Annotated in this window: 15 protein-coding genes and 6 tRNA genes; 1 reads left to right on the top strand and 20 read right to left on the bottom strand. The window is 38.0% G+C overall.

The annotated features are described in order from the left end of the window. Positions 1–787: 787 nt before the first annotated feature. The 14 genes from rlmH to ACHABW_RS23235 form a co-directional block, all read right to left on the bottom strand. Entirely contained in the window at positions 788–1,267 is a 480-nt protein-coding gene (rlmH, locus tag ACHABW_RS23170) for a 23S rRNA (pseudouridine(1915)-N(3))-methyltransferase RlmH (protein ID WP_435759042.1), read from the bottom strand. A 324-nt stretch (positions 1,268–1,591) separates the two neighbouring features. Beyond that, a complete protein-coding gene (locus tag ACHABW_RS23175) occupies positions 1,592–1,765 on the bottom strand; it encodes a CxxH/CxxC protein (protein ID WP_435759057.1) in 174 nt (57 codons plus the stop codon). Positions 1,766–2,044: 279 nt separating this feature from the next. Next, positions 2,045–3,292 (bottom strand): S1C family serine protease, encoded by a 1,248-nt coding sequence (locus ACHABW_RS23180; RefSeq protein ID WP_435759044.1) that lies wholly within the window; start codon positions 3,290–3,292, stop codon positions 2,045–2,047. 318 nt (positions 3,293–3,610) lie between these two features. Next, entirely contained in the window at positions 3,611–4,405 is a 795-nt protein-coding gene (locus ACHABW_RS23185; RefSeq protein WP_110938117.1) for an MBL fold metallo-hydrolase, read from the bottom strand. A gap of 17 nt (positions 4,406–4,422) precedes the next feature. Further along, positions 4,423–5,223 (bottom strand): two-component system regulatory protein YycI, encoded by an 801-nt coding sequence (locus ACHABW_RS23190; RefSeq protein WP_110938116.1) that lies wholly within the window; start codon positions 5,221–5,223, stop codon positions 4,423–4,425. Further along, positions 5,210–6,562: a YycH family regulatory protein gene (locus ACHABW_RS23195; protein WP_435759047.1), complete on the bottom strand. Its 1,353-nt coding sequence runs from the start codon at positions 6,560–6,562 to the stop codon at positions 5,210–5,212. The genes ACHABW_RS23190 and ACHABW_RS23195 overlap by 14 nt, the downstream gene beginning before the upstream one ends. Positions 6,563–6,564: 2 nt before the next feature. Then, the gene (gene walK, locus ACHABW_RS23200; RefSeq protein ID WP_110938114.1) at positions 6,565–8,391 is read right to left on the bottom strand and encodes a cell wall metabolism sensor histidine kinase WalK; all 1,827 of its coding nucleotides are present in this window, start codon (positions 8,389–8,391) and stop codon (positions 6,565–6,567) included. 2 nt (positions 8,392–8,393) lie between these two features. Beyond that, entirely contained in the window at positions 8,394–9,119 is a 726-nt protein-coding gene (gene yycF, locus ACHABW_RS23205) for a response regulator YycF (protein ID WP_110938113.1), read from the bottom strand. 478 nt (positions 9,120–9,597) lie between these two features. Then, positions 9,598–9,673, bottom strand: a tRNA-Thr gene (locus ACHABW_RS23210). 12 nt (positions 9,674–9,685) lie between these two features. Continuing rightward, a tRNA-Phe gene (locus ACHABW_RS23215) sits at positions 9,686–9,761 on the bottom strand. Positions 9,762–9,815: 54 nt separating this feature from the next. After that, positions 9,816–9,891, bottom strand: a tRNA-Asp gene (locus ACHABW_RS23220). Between the two features lie 59 nt (positions 9,892–9,950). Beyond that, positions 9,951–10,027: transfer RNA gene (locus ACHABW_RS23225), tRNA-Met, on the bottom strand. A gap of 102 nt (positions 10,028–10,129) precedes the next feature. Further along, positions 10,130–10,204: transfer RNA gene (locus ACHABW_RS23230), tRNA-Glu, on the bottom strand. Between the two features lie 17 nt (positions 10,205–10,221). Beyond that, a tRNA-Lys gene (locus ACHABW_RS23235) sits at positions 10,222–10,297 on the bottom strand. A 325-nt stretch (positions 10,298–10,622) separates the two neighbouring features. On the opposite strand from ACHABW_RS23235, the gene ACHABW_RS23240 reads away from it, so the two are divergent. Next, positions 10,623–11,255 carry a 3'-5' exonuclease gene (locus ACHABW_RS23240; protein WP_435759050.1) on the top strand — a complete coding sequence of 211 codons (633 nt, stop codon included), beginning with the start codon at positions 10,623–10,625 and terminating at the stop codon, positions 11,253–11,255. A 186-nt stretch (positions 11,256–11,441) separates the two neighbouring features. Here the strand turns inward: ACHABW_RS23240 and ACHABW_RS23245 are convergent, their stop codons facing one another. From ACHABW_RS23245 to ACHABW_RS23270, 6 genes are all read right to left on the bottom strand, one after another. Next, positions 11,442–12,728 carry an adenylosuccinate synthase gene (locus tag ACHABW_RS23245; protein WP_110938111.1) on the bottom strand — a complete coding sequence of 429 codons (1,287 nt, stop codon included), beginning with the start codon at positions 12,726–12,728 and terminating at the stop codon, positions 11,442–11,444. A gap of 526 nt (positions 12,729–13,254) precedes the next feature. Continuing rightward, on the bottom strand, positions 13,255–14,613 hold the full coding sequence (gene dnaB, locus ACHABW_RS23250) for a replicative DNA helicase (protein WP_110938110.1): 1,359 nt from the start codon (positions 14,611–14,613) through the stop codon (positions 13,255–13,257). Positions 14,614–14,646: 33 nt separating this feature from the next. Next, entirely contained in the window at positions 14,647–15,090 is a 444-nt protein-coding gene (gene rplI, locus ACHABW_RS23255) for a 50S ribosomal protein L9 (RefSeq protein ID WP_110938109.1), read from the bottom strand. Then, the gene (locus tag ACHABW_RS23260) at positions 15,087–17,057 is read right to left on the bottom strand and encodes a DHH family phosphoesterase (protein WP_435759053.1); all 1,971 of its coding nucleotides are present in this window, start codon (positions 17,055–17,057) and stop codon (positions 15,087–15,089) included. The genes rplI and ACHABW_RS23260 overlap by 4 nt, the downstream gene beginning before the upstream one ends. A gap of 12 nt (positions 17,058–17,069) precedes the next feature. Further along, positions 17,070–18,005 carry a YybS family protein gene (locus tag ACHABW_RS23265; RefSeq protein ID WP_435759055.1) on the bottom strand — a complete coding sequence of 312 codons (936 nt, stop codon included), beginning with the start codon at positions 18,003–18,005 and terminating at the stop codon, positions 17,070–17,072. A 213-nt stretch (positions 18,006–18,218) separates the two neighbouring features. Further along, positions 18,219–18,404, bottom strand: a complete 186-nt coding sequence (locus tag ACHABW_RS23270; RefSeq protein WP_110938106.1) for a hypothetical protein — start codon at positions 18,402–18,404, stop codon at positions 18,219–18,221. Positions 18,405–18,785 lie beyond the last annotated feature (381 nt).

Here is an 18,785-nt window from a genome sequence, read left to right on the forward strand (position 1 = left end):
AGGGGTGTTTACGCAAACTTTGATATTTTTGCTCAAAACCTAGAAGAAGCGTAAGGCCGCGAGTAACCGCCGGAGCAGCTGAAGAGCCCACAGGATGGTATCTGTTCGAGGAGGCTGAAGCGTTGCACGAGGAAAGCGTCCACCTGTACCGGATTCGAATGTCCCCCTGTTATTTCAAAGAACTCCGCTCCACACATATATCTTCTATAATCATCTTACAATTGCACAACCGACTGTTTCGAAAATCGCTTTATAATGGTAGTAATATGCCCGCTCACACGTGAATAAAATTTATTTTCACATTAACTAACCTCTCCACCACGTTTACTAGTCCTTTTAACCAAAAACTTTTGATTCTTTACCTGCTATTCTCGGTAGTTTGGTAAAGCGATATTGACGTTAACTCATATTATGCTACCTAAAAGCCCCTCCCTTACTTACGCAAGGGGCTAATCTAATCCTTCTAGATATTAGAAATTCAATAACCATAACACTGTGTTAGGTGCTAAGTGTAAACTTAGCTACAAGAAAGATGCTCCAACATATAATTCTTCATATGATCCCGATTTATTAATGATAAAACCCTGTACATAATCAAATTCTAATTTAGAAGACTTCCAATAGCTGATCAGTTTCAATACCTCCTGCACAAATTTTAATGACATTATGTGAAACTGATCATCGCCTGTACCATGATACTGTTTTTAAGGTAAGTTGCTACATCGTCAATAAATGATTAATCAATTTTTGGTAATTATTGATTAATATACATTATGAAAAACTTCATTTACTTATGATATGGTTCATTTCGGTTAATTTTAAAAGCACGGTAAACTTGTTCAACTAGTATGAGCCTCATTAATTGATGTGGAAAAGTCATCTTAGAGAATGATAACTTCGAATTGGCTCGTTTCAGTACCTCATCACTTAATCCTACAGAACCACCTATGACAAATGCTATTTTACTTTTCCCATAGGTAGCCAGGTCGTCAAGTTCTTTTGCAAGACGTTCTGACGTCCAAGCATTCCCCTCAATAGCCAAGGCGATCACATGAGTGTCCTGCCCGATCTTTGACAAAATCCGTTCTCCCTCTTTTTCTTTCACTTGAATCATTTCATTGTTACTCATATTTTCTGGTGCTTTTTCATCAGCAACCTCGATAATTTCAACATTTGCATATGCGGAAAGACGTTTCGTATATTCCTGAATCCCCTGTTTTAAATATTTTTCTTTTAGTTTACCCACAGTTAAAATCGATATATTCATATGTGTGTCCTTTCTTGAGTTAGTTATCCACAAAAGTTATCCACATATACACAACCCGCTGCCATTTTCTAGCTTAAACTAGGGTTTTCGTTCTAAATTCTTTGTGGACAACGAATTTTCAGTTAACTAAACACCTTTTTTCTTGGAATTTATAATAATAGATTAGACATCTTTTAAAATTAGCTTTATTCTTCGTTTTACTACCAATACCATTCATTAGGGATAAATTACCTTTTAAGTATATCTTTCATCTTGTTAATAAACATGTGTATAACTCTACTTATACACATGTTTTCCACAGGGTTTTTCTGATATGTTTGTAACTTATCGAATAACTTTCTTGACCATATAAGTTGAGGAATGTTCACATATAAAACAGACTTTTTCGGTTTTTTCTTGTTCGGGAACTAAAGCTAATTCCGGGGCGAAACCCTCATCATCAATGGCTTCTTCTATGGCCTCTTCCACATGTTCTTTACAGCTAAATATCCACTCCATAAGCACAACTCTCCTCCTTTTTTGACTACCGCTTATCCCATACGAACATAGGTTTCAGTATTGATAAACTATTTGTCCACATAACATGTGAATAACTTAGTTTCTTACCTCATTATCATGGTAAGCCAGGTTGATTTATTTTTATTTTATTTTCTTATAAATTCCTACTTTATTCTTTTAAATCTCCCATTGTGTTCTAGATACTATACTATCATCGGTCGTTCTAAACAAATACATAAAAAACAGGAGAGATAACTTCTTTATCCCTCCTGCATATAATTAAAACACTTGCTTATCTAATGTTAGTTTGACAGTCTGTTTCTCTCCTTCACGATAGAACGTGACGTCAATTGTTTCACCAATTTTTACATCTTTATATAAAAAGCTGCGAAGATCATGGGAATCATTTATTTCTTCATCATTTAGTCCCACAATAACATCACCTTCTTGCAGACCGGCATTAGCTGCTGGAGTGTTAGATTCAACACCTTCAACGTAAACACCGCCAGTAACATCTTCAGGAAGGTTTAATGTATCTTGCCAATGAAAGCTAGGGATCTCTTGTAAGGATCTAAGCAAAATACCCATTTGTGGACGCTGCACTTCTCCATATTGTTCAATATCAGCAATAACTGGAAGTGTAAGGCTTGAGGGGATTGCAAAACCTATCCCTTCCACTGAAGATTGAGCTATTTTCATTGAGTTAATCCCAATAACCTCACCCTGTATATTTAGTAAAGCACCACCGCTGTTACCAGGATTGATCGCTGCATCGGTTTGCAATACTTCCGCATTCCAATCTGGCTGACCATTTCCTGTTAAGTCGACAGGCAAACTACGTTCGATCGCGCTAATAATTCCTAATGTAACAGAACCTTCGAAAGATAATGGATTGCCTATTGCAATGGCAGGTTCTCCTGCACGGACATCATCTGAATTTCCAAACTCGGCTACTGTTTCTATACCTTCTGAGTCGATCGTTAATACTGCTAAATCAGTTAATAAATCTTCTCCGATAAGTTCGGCTGGTACACGAGATCCATCGTTTAAAGTGACATCGAGTTCACTGGAACCTTCACCAGCCCCTTGAATAACATGTTGGTTTGTGACAACAAAAGCATTGTCTCCCTCTATCTTATAGATAACTCCGGAACCTGTGCCTTCACCGCCTTCAGCCCCAAATAGACCAGAAGATTGCTGCATATTTACTACGCCTACGACTGCATCTGAAACGCGGTCAACTGCCTCAATTACTTCGGAGGTCGTTTGCAGACTTACCGTCTCCGTTTCTACACTCTCATCATCCGTATTTTCCTCAATGACCAAGTCACTATCAACTTCATTTGCATTCTTTAGCAACACTTCATATGGTAAAAAACCGTTATTTGCAAGAACAGGAACAGATAGTAAAACTAGCAATGCACCTAGCACTGCACCAAAAAATCCAATAAGTCCTGATCCTTTTACTCCTTGCCGCTTCCTGCTACGAGTTTCTCTGCCTGCTGAATGATCATCATAATACCCCATCTAACACCCTCCTCTATCTCTCATATGAGAAAAGTAATTCAAAATACAGTACCTAATTCAGATATCTAGCGTAAGGTCATTTCAATAAATTACTAGTATTTTCGTCTATCATTCTGCTCAGTTTTGTTAATATTCCACATATCAATAGGATTTCCCAAGGCACGAAACGATAAACATCTGATTAAAAATAATGGCTGTTTTTCTTATCTTTGTTTCCTTAAAAAACTTGAAGTAGCCTCAAGTAACTCCCGTTCCCGTTAAAATAAAATCTATAAGAATATAGTCAATGTAAAATAGATTTACATTCATAAAAAAGAGTTAGACAACTTTTAATGGAGTTGGAATCGTTGGGTCCGTGTCAAAAAGCCTCACTTGTTTTCCTACCTCCACATCATATTCTTCCAACGTTTGTTGGACAGTCATTCTTGCAAGTTCCTTCATGTTGTTGTCCTTACTCAAATGAGCGAGATAAACATCTACATTGTTCGAGCCGACAATTTCTGCCAAGGCGATTCCAGCATCACTGTTTGAAACGTGTCCCTCATCACCTAGTATTCTTCGTTTCACTGTCCATGGATATCTCCCCATACGAAGCATATCTATATCGTGATTGGACTCGAATATAAAAGAATGAGAACCTTTCGATACACCCATCATTCTATCACTTACATAGCCTGTATCCGTAAGCAAAGTCAATTTACGCCCTTCGTGTTGAAAAGAGAAAAACATCGGATCGGCAGCATCATGAGAGACTCCAAATGATTCTACATCTAAATCTCCAAATGTCTTCACTTCTCCCTGGTGAAAATGAAATTTTTGGTCAAGAGGAAGCGTTCCAAGCATGCCATCCATCGCTTGCCATGTTTTCTCGTTTGCGTAGATAGGTAAGTTGAAACGACGGGCAAAGATACCCGCCCCTTTAATATGATCACTATGTTCATGAGTGACAAGCAGCCCATCCAAATCAGATGGGGATATATTTATGTGCTTGAAGCACTCCTCTAATTTTTTTCCACTAAGACCTGCATCTATTAAAAGGCGCTGTTTCTCTGTCTCTACATAGATTGCATTTCCAGTGCTACCACTTGCTAATACACTAAATTTTAAACTCATTCTCTCATCCACTCCAATTAACTGGTTGGTTCCACTTCTACTAAACCACCCTCTAACGCATCTACATAATACACCTGGTCTTTTGCTTTGATTCGCCAAACAGGTGCATACATTTGTGATTGCCTTTGTCCTTCGCCTAAATTGTAATTGTAATAACCCAATTCAGAGTCTTCAATGATTGTACCCACACTCAAGAGTGATGCATCTAATACCTGTTCAACCGCCTTGTAAAGAGACAATAACTCTTGTTTTCGGTCTTCCTCCTGATCTCTTATATTCATATATGTCTGCGTGTAAGATTCCACATTATTATCCTCGGAAATATCTAATATCAAGTGATGATTATCCCCTTCATAATCATCTATTTTACGGCCTTCATACGTTTGATAGAGTCCAATTTTACCTTCTTCTTCATTATAGACTGCAAAATCATATTCCTCTCCGTTATATACATGCCGAGTTAAGAACGCCTCTACACTTGCATCTATATTAGCATCAACAATTTTGTACGGATTCTCAAGAACCGAATAAATAGTTGTACTATTAAGTAAATCTGCTTCTTGATCCTCGAGATTTTCCTCAAGAAAAGACTCATCAAACGTACGATAGGTGCCAGAGATAGGAGCACCTTGTACCGTCTCCTCAGGATTATCATCGATAATTTCAACACGTTGCTGGATAAGCCGCTCTTGCAACGATGATGCTTCCGGTGCCACACTATAGTTTTGCGTTTCTTTTTCATAAAGTTGATATCCTAAAAATGCATTTAAGCATAAGAAAGTGATAATGAAAATTGTTTTTGCCTTACTCCAATCCATTTTCCATCTCCTCGCTATTCATATCAAGCCGTGTCCATCTTCCATTTTGTGTCTCTACATACCATGCAGGACGAAAAGTAACAAATGAGCGATGTCTTGTCATATAATATCCTACACGAATATCTTCGACTGTTTCTAGGTTGTACCACTCTTCTTCCTCAAGTTGATGATCTACCTCATGAATAGAAGGCATCTCAACCGTATCTTCAAACGTTGCACTATCGAGTTTAAATATTGGTCGATCATACTCACTTATTTGGCCGCCTGAACGAGCTAGGCGCATCGTATAGTATTCTGCGCTTCTATTCGAACCAAACACTGGGATTCCATCTACGTGTAACCGAAAAGAGATTTCATTACTGTCCATGAACTGTTCTAATTCACCGATGTAATATTTATCCGTCCATCCATCATGTCCATTAATAAAATCTACAGCTGTCTCTAATAAAGACTCTTCCTCTGATATCGGACTCCCAACCACACCGGGTCGCACATAATTAATTAAATTCTCGCTATCTTGAATTTCCATCATACGATTACCATCTGTATAAGAATCAGTTTGGCTCCCTAATGGGGACCGATCAACATATTCCGGATCAGTAAAAAGAGCTTGAATAAAGGAAGCAATCGGCAGATCTGCCGTTTCATACGTATATTCCTTTAGTGTAAAAGGTTGTGTCGGAACATAGATAACTTGCTGAAAGGCATCGTCCATACTATCATCATTTAAGATTCGTTTTTCTACTGGAATCTGATACTCTTCACTTTCCTCATACATCTGCTCTAATTGATCTATTGTTAAAGATGCAATGTCAAAATTATAAATAACTTCAAGTTCTGTAGAGATTAATTGAAGTATCACAGATGATCCCTCACCAGAAGAATCTTCAAGAAGAATGACTCGATCAATTTGATCTAATTCCTCTGGGAGTATGTTTTCATCTACATTAAATAAATCAGATATCCATTCATGTTTAATCGCTTCACTGAAAACAAGTTCTAGCCCATTTAAAGTCTGATCTAACGAAGGAGCATCTTCACTACTGCCACTCTCAAAGTATTCTAATTCAAGCTCAGAGAGGAACTCCATAAAAGCAGGATAATGACCTTCAATAGGTTGGATCCAAGAGATATCCTCTTGATTATGAATTAATATCTCTTTTGGTGATATAACTTCATTTATCGAACGTGACTCACCGATTTCCTCACTTTGGACATAATCAATATCAATATCCTCTAAATTATCGTATTCAGGTTGGTAAGACAAAATAAACCATGTTAAAGTCATACTAGTCAAGACAAGGAACCAAAGAACCACTGTTTTGATATTTTCAATCATGGTCAAATTCCCTCCTCATCGTCATACGGCAAACTAAAGGAGAATGTCGTTCCTTTACCCCAATCACTGCTTACCCAAATGTTTCCACCATGGGTCATTGCAATTTCTTTTGCAATTGCTAAACCAAGACCAGTGCCGCCAAGATTCCTCGATCGTGCTTTATCTACACGGTAGAAACGATCAAATACATGAGGAATATTTTCTTTCGGGATACCAACACCTTCATCCTTCACACTAATAACAATACGTTCTTTTTCGGGTTTCACTGACACAGTAATCGTTCCACCTTGAGGGGAATATTTTACTGCGTTAGAAATGATATTATCCATAAGCTGGGTCAACTTATCACGGTCACCTTTTATTGCGTACAACTTTTCAGGTATTTTTCGTTTAAATTGAATAGCTTCATTTTTGGTAACCATTTCAAAGCGATCAATAATTTGATCAACAAAACTTGTAACGTTAATACTCGTTGTAATCATTTGATAGTCTTTACTATCCATTTTTGTAAGTTGCAATAAATCATTCACAAGACGAATCATTCTTTCCGTCTCATTGGATGTTACTTGAAGGAACTGAGGAGCAATTTCAGGGTCATCCATTGCTCCGTCTACTAATGCTTCTAAATAGCTTTTCATAGAAGTTAGAGGTGTTCTGAGTTCGTGGGACACATTTGCCACAAATTCTCTGCGATCTTCCTCAATTCGTTCTTGTTCCGTTACATCATGTAGGACTGCAATTAACCCGTTTTCCATGCCATTTTCCTTTGCAATCACAGAAAAATGAGCTTCTAGAATCGTTTCTTCTTTCTCAATATCAAAATCTAGTAAAATTGGATCTGTAATACCGTAGAGATCTTCTAATTTCATAAAATTATCGAGATTGAGTATCTTTGTAATTTCCACGCTTATTACGTCTTCTTGTTGTTGATTTAACATTTCCTCTGCCCGACGATTCATCAGTATAATATGACCCTTTTTATCCGTGGCTATAACCCCATCTGTCATATGTGTGAGTACCGATGAAAGCTTTCTTCTTTCACCCTCCGTAGAAGCATTAGCCTCCTGTAAACTATTGGCTAGTTCGTTAAAGCTAGTGGCCAATTGCCCAATTTCATCGTCCCCATAGACGACAACATTCCGGGAATAGTCTCCCGTACCCATTACTACCGATTGTCTTCTCATGTCAACAATTGGACGTGTAATTGTGCGAGAAAGTATTGTTCCAAGTGCTGCGGTTAAAAAAAGCGCAATAATAGTTCCAGTAAGGAAAATTTGTTTTATTTCCTCCATCTGTTCATAGATCTCCTCCATAGGAGCTTCTATATAGATGGCACCAATTATCTGATCTTCATCTTTTATTGGAGTAGCTAATACTCGCATACGGCGGTAAGTATTAGGCTCGAGCATCGGTTGGTCAAATTCGATATCCAACAAAGCACGTTTCACTCGGTAGTCCGTTGTTCGTTGTCCGATATATTTATGGTGTGCACGGTTAGTAGCCGTCACCACCGTTTCATTTTCATCAATCACTTGAATATTTGCGGCATTTTCCATTCTGAAAAACTCAGATAACAATCCGTCAATTCTCTGCCTAAGTGTAGGACCGTCTTCATCGTCAGTCTCTTCATCTCTCAGCATTTCCTGTGCAATATTATACTCTAGAAGAACGGTACGCTCATCTAATGTATCGTAGAAATTAGCTACGAGATGGTCTTCTAATTGACGTGTAAAATACACCCCAATTACTTGCATGGCAATCATAATCAATAGCACGTAGATGATGACAATCTTTACATGAATTGATTTATAGAAACGAATTTTTTTCATTCTTAGTTCTCCTGGTCGCCTTGGCGGAGATAATAACCTACTCCTCGTCTAGTCACAATCCAAGCTGGGTTACTAGGATTATCTTCTACCTTTTCACGAAGTCTACGAACAGTAACATCCACTGTTCTTACATCTCCGAAATAGTCATAGCCCCATACCGATTGAAGGAGGTGTTCCCTTGTCATCACTTGTCCAATATGTCGAGCTAAGTAGTAGATAAGTTCAAATTCCCGATGAGTCAGTTCTACTGGCAGATCCCTTTTAGTAACAAGATAAGCCTCTGGTTGAATGAGTAAAGGACCGATTTTAATATTCTTATTTTCTTCTTCCGGTTCTTGTGACTTTTGGTTCCTGCGTAAGTTTGCTTTGACTCTTGCAATTAATTCCCTAGTACTAAAAGGCTTGGTGACATAATCGTCCGCACCTAGTTCCAACCCTAGTACTTTATCGATTTCAGAATCTTTTGCTGTTAACATGATAATTGGCATATCATATGTTTTCCGTACTTCTCTACAAACTTCCATTCCATCTCTATAAGGAAGCATAATGTCTAAAAGAATCAGATTTGGCACGTATTCCTTTACCTTTTCTACTGCCTCGTTACCATCATAAGCACACACAACATCAAATCCATCTTTCTCTAGACCAAACTTTATAATATCCGCTATCGGCTTTTCGTCATCTACCACTAGAATTCTTTGCTTGTCCACTATTAGATCAACTCCCATTTGTCTTTCACTCTCTCTATTCTATCACATTAAAAATATAGATCACTAGCTTCATCTTAGAAGTAGGGTCACTTCCAACTGGTAAAATTACCATCTTCTCTTTTACAAGGTTAACAGGTTTTATAATTCATATTTCATGAACTACTTCATTCTAAAACATGAACTGTTTTTAAGAACCGACATATCCGGCCAGAAATTACAAGGAGCTTGAGTATTTCTTGTCTGCGGAAAGCATCCGCTTAGAGCTAATTGAAGTAGTCTTATATTCAAGTACAAGAAAACACTCAAACCTAACCTTCCCTTGATTAATATCAATTATTTCCCTGGAAATTAATTTCTTCACTTTTCGACATTTTCCATATTTCAAAAACTACCTTGTACCATGACATTCTGTCTTCCAGCGTTATTCGTTAGTTTTAAACACAAAAAAACTTATCCCTATTTGGATAAGTGACATTTTCTCATATAGAAGTACTACTGGTGCTGGCCAGAGGACTTGAACCCCCAACCTACTGATTACAAGTCAGTTGCTCTACCAATTGAGCTAGGCCAGCACTTTAGAAAAGTGGTGGCTCAGGACAGAATCGAACTGCCGACACATGGATTTTCAGTCCATTGCTCTACCGACTGAGCTACTGAGCCAAAGATTGGTTTGAGAAGATTAATTCTGAATTTATCATTAGAGATAAATTAATATGGCGGTCCCGACGGGATTCGAACCCGCGATCTCCTGCGTGACAGGCAGGCATGTTAACCGCTACACCACGGGACCGCATCAATATATTTATGTGAAATCGATTTTTTCTTGCGTTTTTAAGCAAAAAAAATAATTGGTTGCGGGGGGCGGATTTGAACCACCGACCTTTGGGTTATGAGCCCAACGAGCTACCAGACTGCTCCACCCCGCGACAATATTAAAGTGTTTATTACTTGTTTATCCTTGTCCTATTAGTATGAGGGACAACAGAATTAATTATACCTAAAACCATTTAAAATGTCAATAGTTTTTTTGGTGACCCGTACGGGATTCGAACCCGTGATACCGCCGTGAAAGGGCGGTGTCTTAACCGCTTGACCAACGGGCCATAAACTTAAATTAAAATGGTGAGCCATGAAGGACTCGAACCTTCGACCCTCTGATTAAAAGTCAGATGCTCTACCAACTGAGCTAATGGCTCTTCATCTGATGGCTAAAGCATGAGGATCTTTAGATCATACTTGCCTTGCAACTGAAGTATACGCTTTTGGCGACAAGAATTATCTTATCACTATTATTCTAATGATGCAACATGTTTTATAAATTTTTTTTATATTTCTTTTGATCATGTAGACTTATTTAACTTTAACAGCAACATAGAGTAGATTCGGGTCACTATGTTCTAAGAAAAGCAACAATACCTATAGTTTTATGAATTATAAAGTAAATAAATCTTATTTCTCTTTCATTTAGTTATAACTATTGATAATCTAGTAGCATCATAGTTTAGGAGTTGGAGTGAAAAAATGAATTTTGTTGCGCTTGATTTTGAAACTGCTTCAAGAGAAAAGGGTAGTGTTTGTGCTATCGGTATGGTGCGCGTAGTCAATGATGAAATAGTAGACGAAAAATACGCGCTCATACGTCCTCAAAACCCTTATTTCGATCCTTATTTTGAGCAAGTCCATGGCATAACATGGGACGACGTCAAAGAAGAACCGACTTTCGATCAACTTTGGCCAGAACTATCTGGTTACTTTCACAACAATCTCATTGTGGCTCATAATGCAGCTTTTGATATTAATGTTTTAAGAAACGTGCTTGACCACTATAGCATTCCCTACCCAATGATGAAATATAACTGTACTGTTAGTATCGCCAAAAAAACTTGGCCGGAATTTATCAATCATAAACTAAACACAATAGCTTACCATTTCGATATGGATTTCGAGCACCATCACGCATTGGAGGACGCACGTGTTGCCGCTCATATTATATTAAAAGCATCCGAAATATATAATGCGTTTGATGAGGAGACATTTCTACAAAGGCTTGATCTGTGTCACGGTATTATTTCAGAGGAGGCATGTATAACCCCTGGTATGAATAAAAAGAAACAAAAATCTATAAAGAAAAATCTAAGCAAAAAGGGAAGCTAATTTTCTTTTTGCTTTATTTTATTAAAATTTATAATCTTGAATAGAAAAGATGTATTAAAACACAAGAGCACCGAAAAAGTCAAACTCGACTTTTCGGTGCTCTTGTTCATCTATAAGTAAAACCTTTAGCTAGAATTCCACATTTTTTAATGACCTCTTAAAACTAGGCCCTTCTAAGACTCTTGGTTACGCAAATACACCACGAACGAGATTTGTTTGGTTTCTATCAGGTCCAACTGAAAAGATCGTCAGTGGAATACCTGTGAGCTGTGAAATGCGTTCAATATAAAAGAGGGCGTTCCTAGGTAAATCATGAAGCGACTTCACACCTGTGATGTCCTCTGACCAACCTGGAAGTTCTTCGTACACTGGTTCACATTCAGCTAACACTTTAAGGCTCGCAGGGAACTCTTCCATCAATTCACCACGATACTTATATGCAACACAAATTTTCAATGTTTCGATACCTGTTAATACATCAATAGAGTTTAATGACAGGTCGGTAATCCCACTCACTCGGCGAGCATGGCGAACGACTACACTGTCAAACCAACCCACTCGTCTTGGACGACCGGTAGTTGTGCCGTATTCGTTTCCGACTTCACGGATCTTATCGCCAATTTCATTCTTCAGCTCTGTTGGGAATGGACCATCACCTACTCGAGTAGTATAAGCTTTAGACACTCCTACTACATGATTGATTCTAGATGGACCTACACCTGAACCGATAGCAACTCCACCTGCAATTGGATTCGATGAGGTTACAAAAGGATATGTCCCTTGGTCGATATCAAGCATTACTCCTTGTGCACCTTCAAAAAGCACACGTTTTCCTGCATCTAAACCATCATTCAAGATAACGGAAGTATCTGCCACATAGTCCGCAAACTGCTGGCCATATTCGTAGTACTCCTCTAAAATATCTTCCATTTTAAAACCATCTACTTCATACACTTTTTCAAACAAACGATTCTTTTCATGCAAGTTGACCTTTAGCTTTTCTTCGAATGTTTCTTTATCCAATAAATCAACAATACGAATTCCAACTCGAGCTGCTTTGTCCATATAAGCAGGACCTATTCCTTTACGAGTTGTTCCGATTTTGTTTTCGCCCTTGCTTTCTTCTTCTACGATATCAAGCTTCAAATGATACGGTAAAATAACATGAGCACGGTTACTAATACGAAGGTTACTCGTATCTACTCCCATATCATGCAAATACTTAAGTTCCTCAACCAAAGCCTTAGGATCAATAACCATGCCATTACCAATAACACACGTTTTGTCCTTATAGAATATACCCGATGGAATTAGATGAAGCTTATATTTTGTGCCTCCGAATACAATCGTATGTCCGGCATTATTTCCACCTTGATAACGAGCAATTAACTCTGCTTGTTCAGATAAATAATCAGTAATTTTTCCTTTTCCTTCGTCTCCCCATTGCGTTCCTACAACTACGACAGATGGCATTAATCGAGCACCTCCAGGTTTTTTTAACACATTCGCCTTGCTTTCATTAAATAAAAATTATTTTCTGTTACTAGTCCTTGATCTTAAATTACTATTCTATAGTTATTGTATTTGTTAACTTATTTGCCATCGTTATTTTATCAGTTCCACCCCTAGTCAGTCAACTTTTTTCCGAACATTAATGAAAGTAAATCTATTTTTGTTCGTTAATTGTTGCTGATTTCTCGTTAATTGTCCAATTTTCCCCTTCATACCATCCCATATAACAAAGACTTGTTAGTGTATGTAACAGACCTGTTTTCTATAAGAAAAATGAGCATTAGTTCTGTAATACTGTTTTTTAAAACCATTTTTACATTCATTGAAACTCTTCCACGGGCAGATAGCATATGAAATCCGGTCTCCGGGATTTACATATGTTTACTTCATTTTGAAGTTTCTCTATTTATGATTTCCTCTTTTTTCAGAAACAACAACGTTTATGAAAACAAAGCCCCTAAAAAAAAGAGGCATCTCTGCCTCTTTTCTAGGATGGTACTCCGCTTTCTTCATAACGCCGTTCTAAATTTACGAACTTATTATATTCTTTTACGAAAGCAAGCTCTACGGTGCCTACCGGACCATTACGTTGTTTAGCTATAATTATTTCTATAATATCCTTTTGCTCCGATTCCTGATCATAATAATCATCACGATAGAGGAACGCAACAATATCAGCGTCCTGCTCAATACTCCCGGATTCCCGGATATCGGACATCATTGGACGCTTGTCCTGTCTTTGCTCCACGCCACGAGAAAGCTGGGATAAAGCAATAACTGGCACTTCCAACTCACGGGCAAGGCCTTTTAATTCTCTCGATATTTCTGATACTTCCTGTTGACGTCCTTCGCCACTTCGGGAATCGCCTGCTATTAGTTGTAAATAGTCTATCATAATCATTCCTAAACCACGTTCTTGCTTTAAACGCCGACATTTAGAGCGAATATCCTTCACTTTTATTCCCGGTGTATCATCAATATATATTCCAGCCTTTGAGAGGCTTCCCATCGCCATTGTCAAACGTTGCCAGTCTTCATCTTCTAGTTTACCAGTTCGAAGTCTTTGTGCATCTATATTTCCTTCTGCACACAACATACGCATGACGAGCTGATCGGCTCCCATCTCCAAACTGAATATCGCTACATTTTCATCTGTTTTTGTTGCAACGTTTTGCGAAATATTTAGAGCAAAAGCTGTTTTCCCCACAGAAGGTCTTGCTGCCACTATAATTAAATCATTTTTCTGAAAACCGGCAGTAATACGATCTAACTCAGAGAAGCCTGATGGAATTCCTGTAACATCTCCAGTAGCATTTTGAAGCATTTCAATTTTATCAAATGCTTCGACTAACACGTCTTTAATTTCTACGAATTCCCCTGCGTTCTTTTTTTGTGACACTTCGAGGATCGATTTTTCTGCATCATTTAAAATAGCATCAACATCTTCGTCTGCTGCGTATCCCTCTGCAGTAATATTAGTCGCTACACGAATAAGTCTTCTTAGTAATGATTTTTCTTCTACGATCTCACTATAGTAGTGGACATTGGCAGCAGTTGGTACTGCGTTTGCCAGGTCACTTAAATAAGACACACCGCCAATTTCTTCGAGCCAGTTTTTCGTCTGTAATTCCGATGTCACGGTAACTAAATCCACAGGTTCTCCTTTAGAAGAGAGAAGTAACATGACTGTAAAAATACGTTCATGTGCTGCACGATAAAAGTCTTCCGGATTTAAACGTTCAGAGGCGGTGATGAGGGCTTGATCTTCAATGAAGATTGCTCCCAACACCGCCTGCTCGGCTTCGATATTTTGCGGTGGTGTGCGATCGGCAATTAAGTCATTCATGACCCACTTCCCTCATTTCCCGCTTGGAATAATTTATTCTTCCGTGACATGCACCTTCACCGTCGCCATTACTTTGGGATGAACTTTTACTTGAACGTTCGTATACCCTAATGCGCGTATCGGTTCATTCATTTCTATTTTACGCTTATCAACTTTGAGATCCATCTTCTTTAAATGTTCAGCAATTTGTTTGCTGGTCACGGCACCGAATAGACGTCCATTTTCTCCGGCCTTTGTAGTGACTTCTATCGTGAGTTTCTCGATTTCTTCTTTGAATTTTTCGGCATTTTCAAGTTCCTTTTCTACTTGACGATCTTCACTTTCCTGCTTTTTCTCTAGTGACTTCATATTACCTTTATTAGCTTCCACTGCAAGATTATTTTTCAATAGATAGTTTCTTGCATAACCTTCAGAAACATTTTTCACATCACCTTTTGTACCTTTTCCTTTTACGTCCTCTAGAAAGATAACTTTCATGTTGTTTGTCCCCCTTTGAAGTACTCATCAATTTTTGTTTTCAACGTTTCTTCTACTTCCTCAATCGTCATACCATCAACTTGTGTCGCAGCATTTGTTAAATGGCCTCCACCGTTCATACTTTCCATAATTACTTGCACATTTACTTCACCAAGTGACCTAGCACTAATACTCACGCGGCCATCATCAATTCGGGATATAACAAAGGAAGCAACGATATCATTCATTGTTAATAATGTATCAGCTGCCTGCGCAATAAGGACTTGGCCGTATGCTTCTCCTGCATACCCAGTCGCAATAGCCATGCCGCCTGTGTAAATATGTGCTTGCTCAACAAGCTTGGAACGTTTAACGTACTGATCCAAGTCCTCTTTCAGAAGTTTTTGCACGAGCGTCGTGTCTGCTCCTTTACTTCGCAAGTAAGATGCTGCATCAAACGTTCTTGATCCTGTTCGAATTGCAAAGCTTTTCGTATCCACAATGATTCCTGCTAAGAGCGCGGTTGCTTCCAAGACATCTAAATTCGGATGACTTGGTTGATATTCAAGTAACTCTGTAACTAGTTCAGCTGTCGATGATGCATATGGTTCCATATAAACAAGTACAGCATCATTTATAAAATCTTCACCGCGTCTATGGTGATCGATCACAATGGTTCGATCCATTTTTTCCAAGAGCTTAGGTTCTTGTACCAGAGAAGGTTTATGGGTATCAACAACAATAAGCAACGTGTCGTCTGTCGCTTCCTCATTTGCTTCCTCCGGTGTAATAAACTGAGCCCATAAGTCATCATGCTCTTGAATCTCTCCCAGTAATTTATGAACACTTTGGTTAACTTCGTCCGGGTCTAATATAATAAATCCGTCTTTCCCATTCGTTTCCGCAATTTTTAACATCCCAATTGCCGCGCCAATAGAATCCATATCCGGGTTTTTATGCCCCATTATAAAGACTTTATCACTTTCATTAATAAAGTCCCTAATCGCATGTGAAATGACCCTGGCCCGGACTCTTGTTCGTTTTTCCATCGCGCTTGATCTTCCACCATAGAAACGACCTTTACCTGTTTTCTCCTTGATGGCAACCTGGTCGCCGCCACGTCCCAGAGCCAAATCTAAACTTGACTGCGCTAACGTTCCAAGTTCTCTTAAAGATGTCTCGCGGCTTCCTATTCCAATGCTCAGCGTCAATGACACCTTTTCTTTACCGGTCCTGTCTCTAATTTCATCTAAAACCGTGAATCTGTTTTCTTCTAAAGCTGCAAGAGCTTGCTCATTAAAGACAGCAATAAACCGGTCCGAAGCTGTTCTTCGAATAAAGACATCATATTCCTTTGACCATCTATTTAACGTGTCCGTCACATGTGTGAGTAATTTACTTCTTACCTGGTCATCCATTCCTTGAGTCACTTCATCATAATTATCGAGATAAATATGTGCGATAACTGTTTTCTCTTTCTCAAATAACTCTTTAAACTCTTGTTCTTCCGTGACATTAAGAAAATAGAGTAGTCTTTCGTCTGGTTCATGAAACACGCGATAATTTTGATCATTAATAGAAATGATAAAACGTTTTTTTTCATCATTCACGTGTTTTAATAGATCTTCTGTGAAAACAGTAATAGAACCCCCTACTACATCCTTATCGATAAGTTTTGTTAAATAGGGGTTAATCCATTGTACATATCTATTTTCATTATAGAGAAGAATACCTATCGGTAATTTTGTTACTGCAGCTTCTCCAGCTTTGTTGACTCGATAGGTAAGCGTAGAGATGTAATCTGCTAGTTCTTCTACAAAATGTTTTCTGGCACGTATAATTAAAAATAAAACAACACCAATGCTCATTAAGCCTAGAAGACCCCATTGCCATTGGTAATATGTTAATATCCCGGTAAACAGCACAGAAACGCTTAACAGCGCCATTACATGATAACCATGCCATCGTTTTAACAGGAATTTCGGCATTATCCACAACTCCTATTTCTGCGAGTTCATTCGCTTTCTTAAGTCAAAACCTAAGTCAATTATACCTAAGATCCTTATGATATGAAGGAAAAATGGTAAAAGAAACGACATTACCACCACTATGATAGGAAATACAAGCCCTTTGCCTTTGTAATGAAAATAGAAAAATACGAGTGCAAAACCTTGAATAATCATGATCATTTCTAAAACTGGTGATAAATTAGATACTGCAGTATACAGTGCAGTCCCTTCTTCTATTCCTCCGAACATAAAAAGATACGTGATTAAATAATACCATATAAATGCCTTAGGAAATCCCCAATCTCTAAAAGGAGGAAACCTTGAAATATCTTCCCCTTTTTTTCTCAGGATAAAGGATGCAATTACTTGAACAGTAAAGGCGAATCCGACACCAATCATAACCATTAGTGATGGTGCAATCACCGATAATGAATCTACAAAATCATAAAACGGCTGAAGTGCATCTTCCTCGGCCTCTCCAAGTAGCGGCATCATTTGTTCCGTCATTTCCACAGACTCTAACATGACAGCTTGCATTTCCGCAACAGGATCTACATTTAAAATTAAAACTGCAGCAATAAAAATAAATACGATCGCCACAACATAGCTTAACGCACCTCCCACTAATACAGCAAATGCCTCTTTTTTCCTTCTGTATAGTTCTCCAATAATAACACCACTTGGAAGAAAAAGTACTCCAATTGGTAATGCTGATGGCCCCAAAAGGATAAAGAGAATTGAAAAAGCTATCAGTGCTAAACTTATCCCTGCTTTAAGTTCATATTTGAATGTAAAATAAATAAACGGTATAGATAAAAAGAAAAAGGCGGCTAAACCTAGAACCGGAATCCACAGTGCAAACACTGTAAGTATTAAAAACAGGCCTAGACACAATCCCCCTTCTCGTAATAAATTCGAACGGTCCATGTAATTCGTTCCCTCATTTCAGTAATTCTTTCAACACTGCTCTCTATTTTATCATGCTTCTTCTAGAAAACCTAAGTAAAAACCTGTTAAAAGCCAATGATTTATTCCAGCTTCATGAAAGATTAATCATGACATTAACTCAACTTCACCTAAAAAAAAGCAACCAAAATGTTTGGTCGCTTCTCCAGTGTTTATTTTGTTATGTCAAGAATTTTAGCGGTTAATCTTATGAATTAACTCTTTATTTACCTTTAAGCTTTCCAAATATTCCTTTTCACGTTTTTGTTCTACTTCAATTTTTTTATCCAAACTTTTTTTATATACTTCGTGACCAAATCCATGGGCTAGATGGAGGCTTTTCTCCATCTGCTCAGTTATTTCTTTTTTATCATCACTCATCTACTATCTTTCCTTTCATACCTTTGTGTAAGTTCAGCTCCTTAAAGCTGGTATAGATACTTATTTCACGAAATACCTATTCCAAAACATTAAATTTAATTTAGACAACCTAGATAGCGATTAATTCATTCCTAAACCGTTTGCTTTCCACGGACAAACACTTCAAACATAAGAATCCGAGACTCTCTATCTGCACTTCACTTAATTTTTATATATTTTTAAAAACGGCATAGCCGTCTTACTTAATGCAAAAGAAGCTGCTTTCTTAACCTTAGATTATTCTAATTTCGTAAATTTATTGCTTTGTTTTCACCGAAGGTTGTTTGGAAAGAAACAACGGTCTCTAACAGAATACCAGATTCAGCCTTAATACATCGTTCC

Origin of the sequence: Salipaludibacillus sp. CF4.18, assembly GCF_051262595.1 — a bacterium.
Classification (GTDB): Bacteria; Bacillota; Bacilli; order Bacillales; family Salisediminibacteriaceae; genus Salipaludibacillus; species Salipaludibacillus neizhouensis.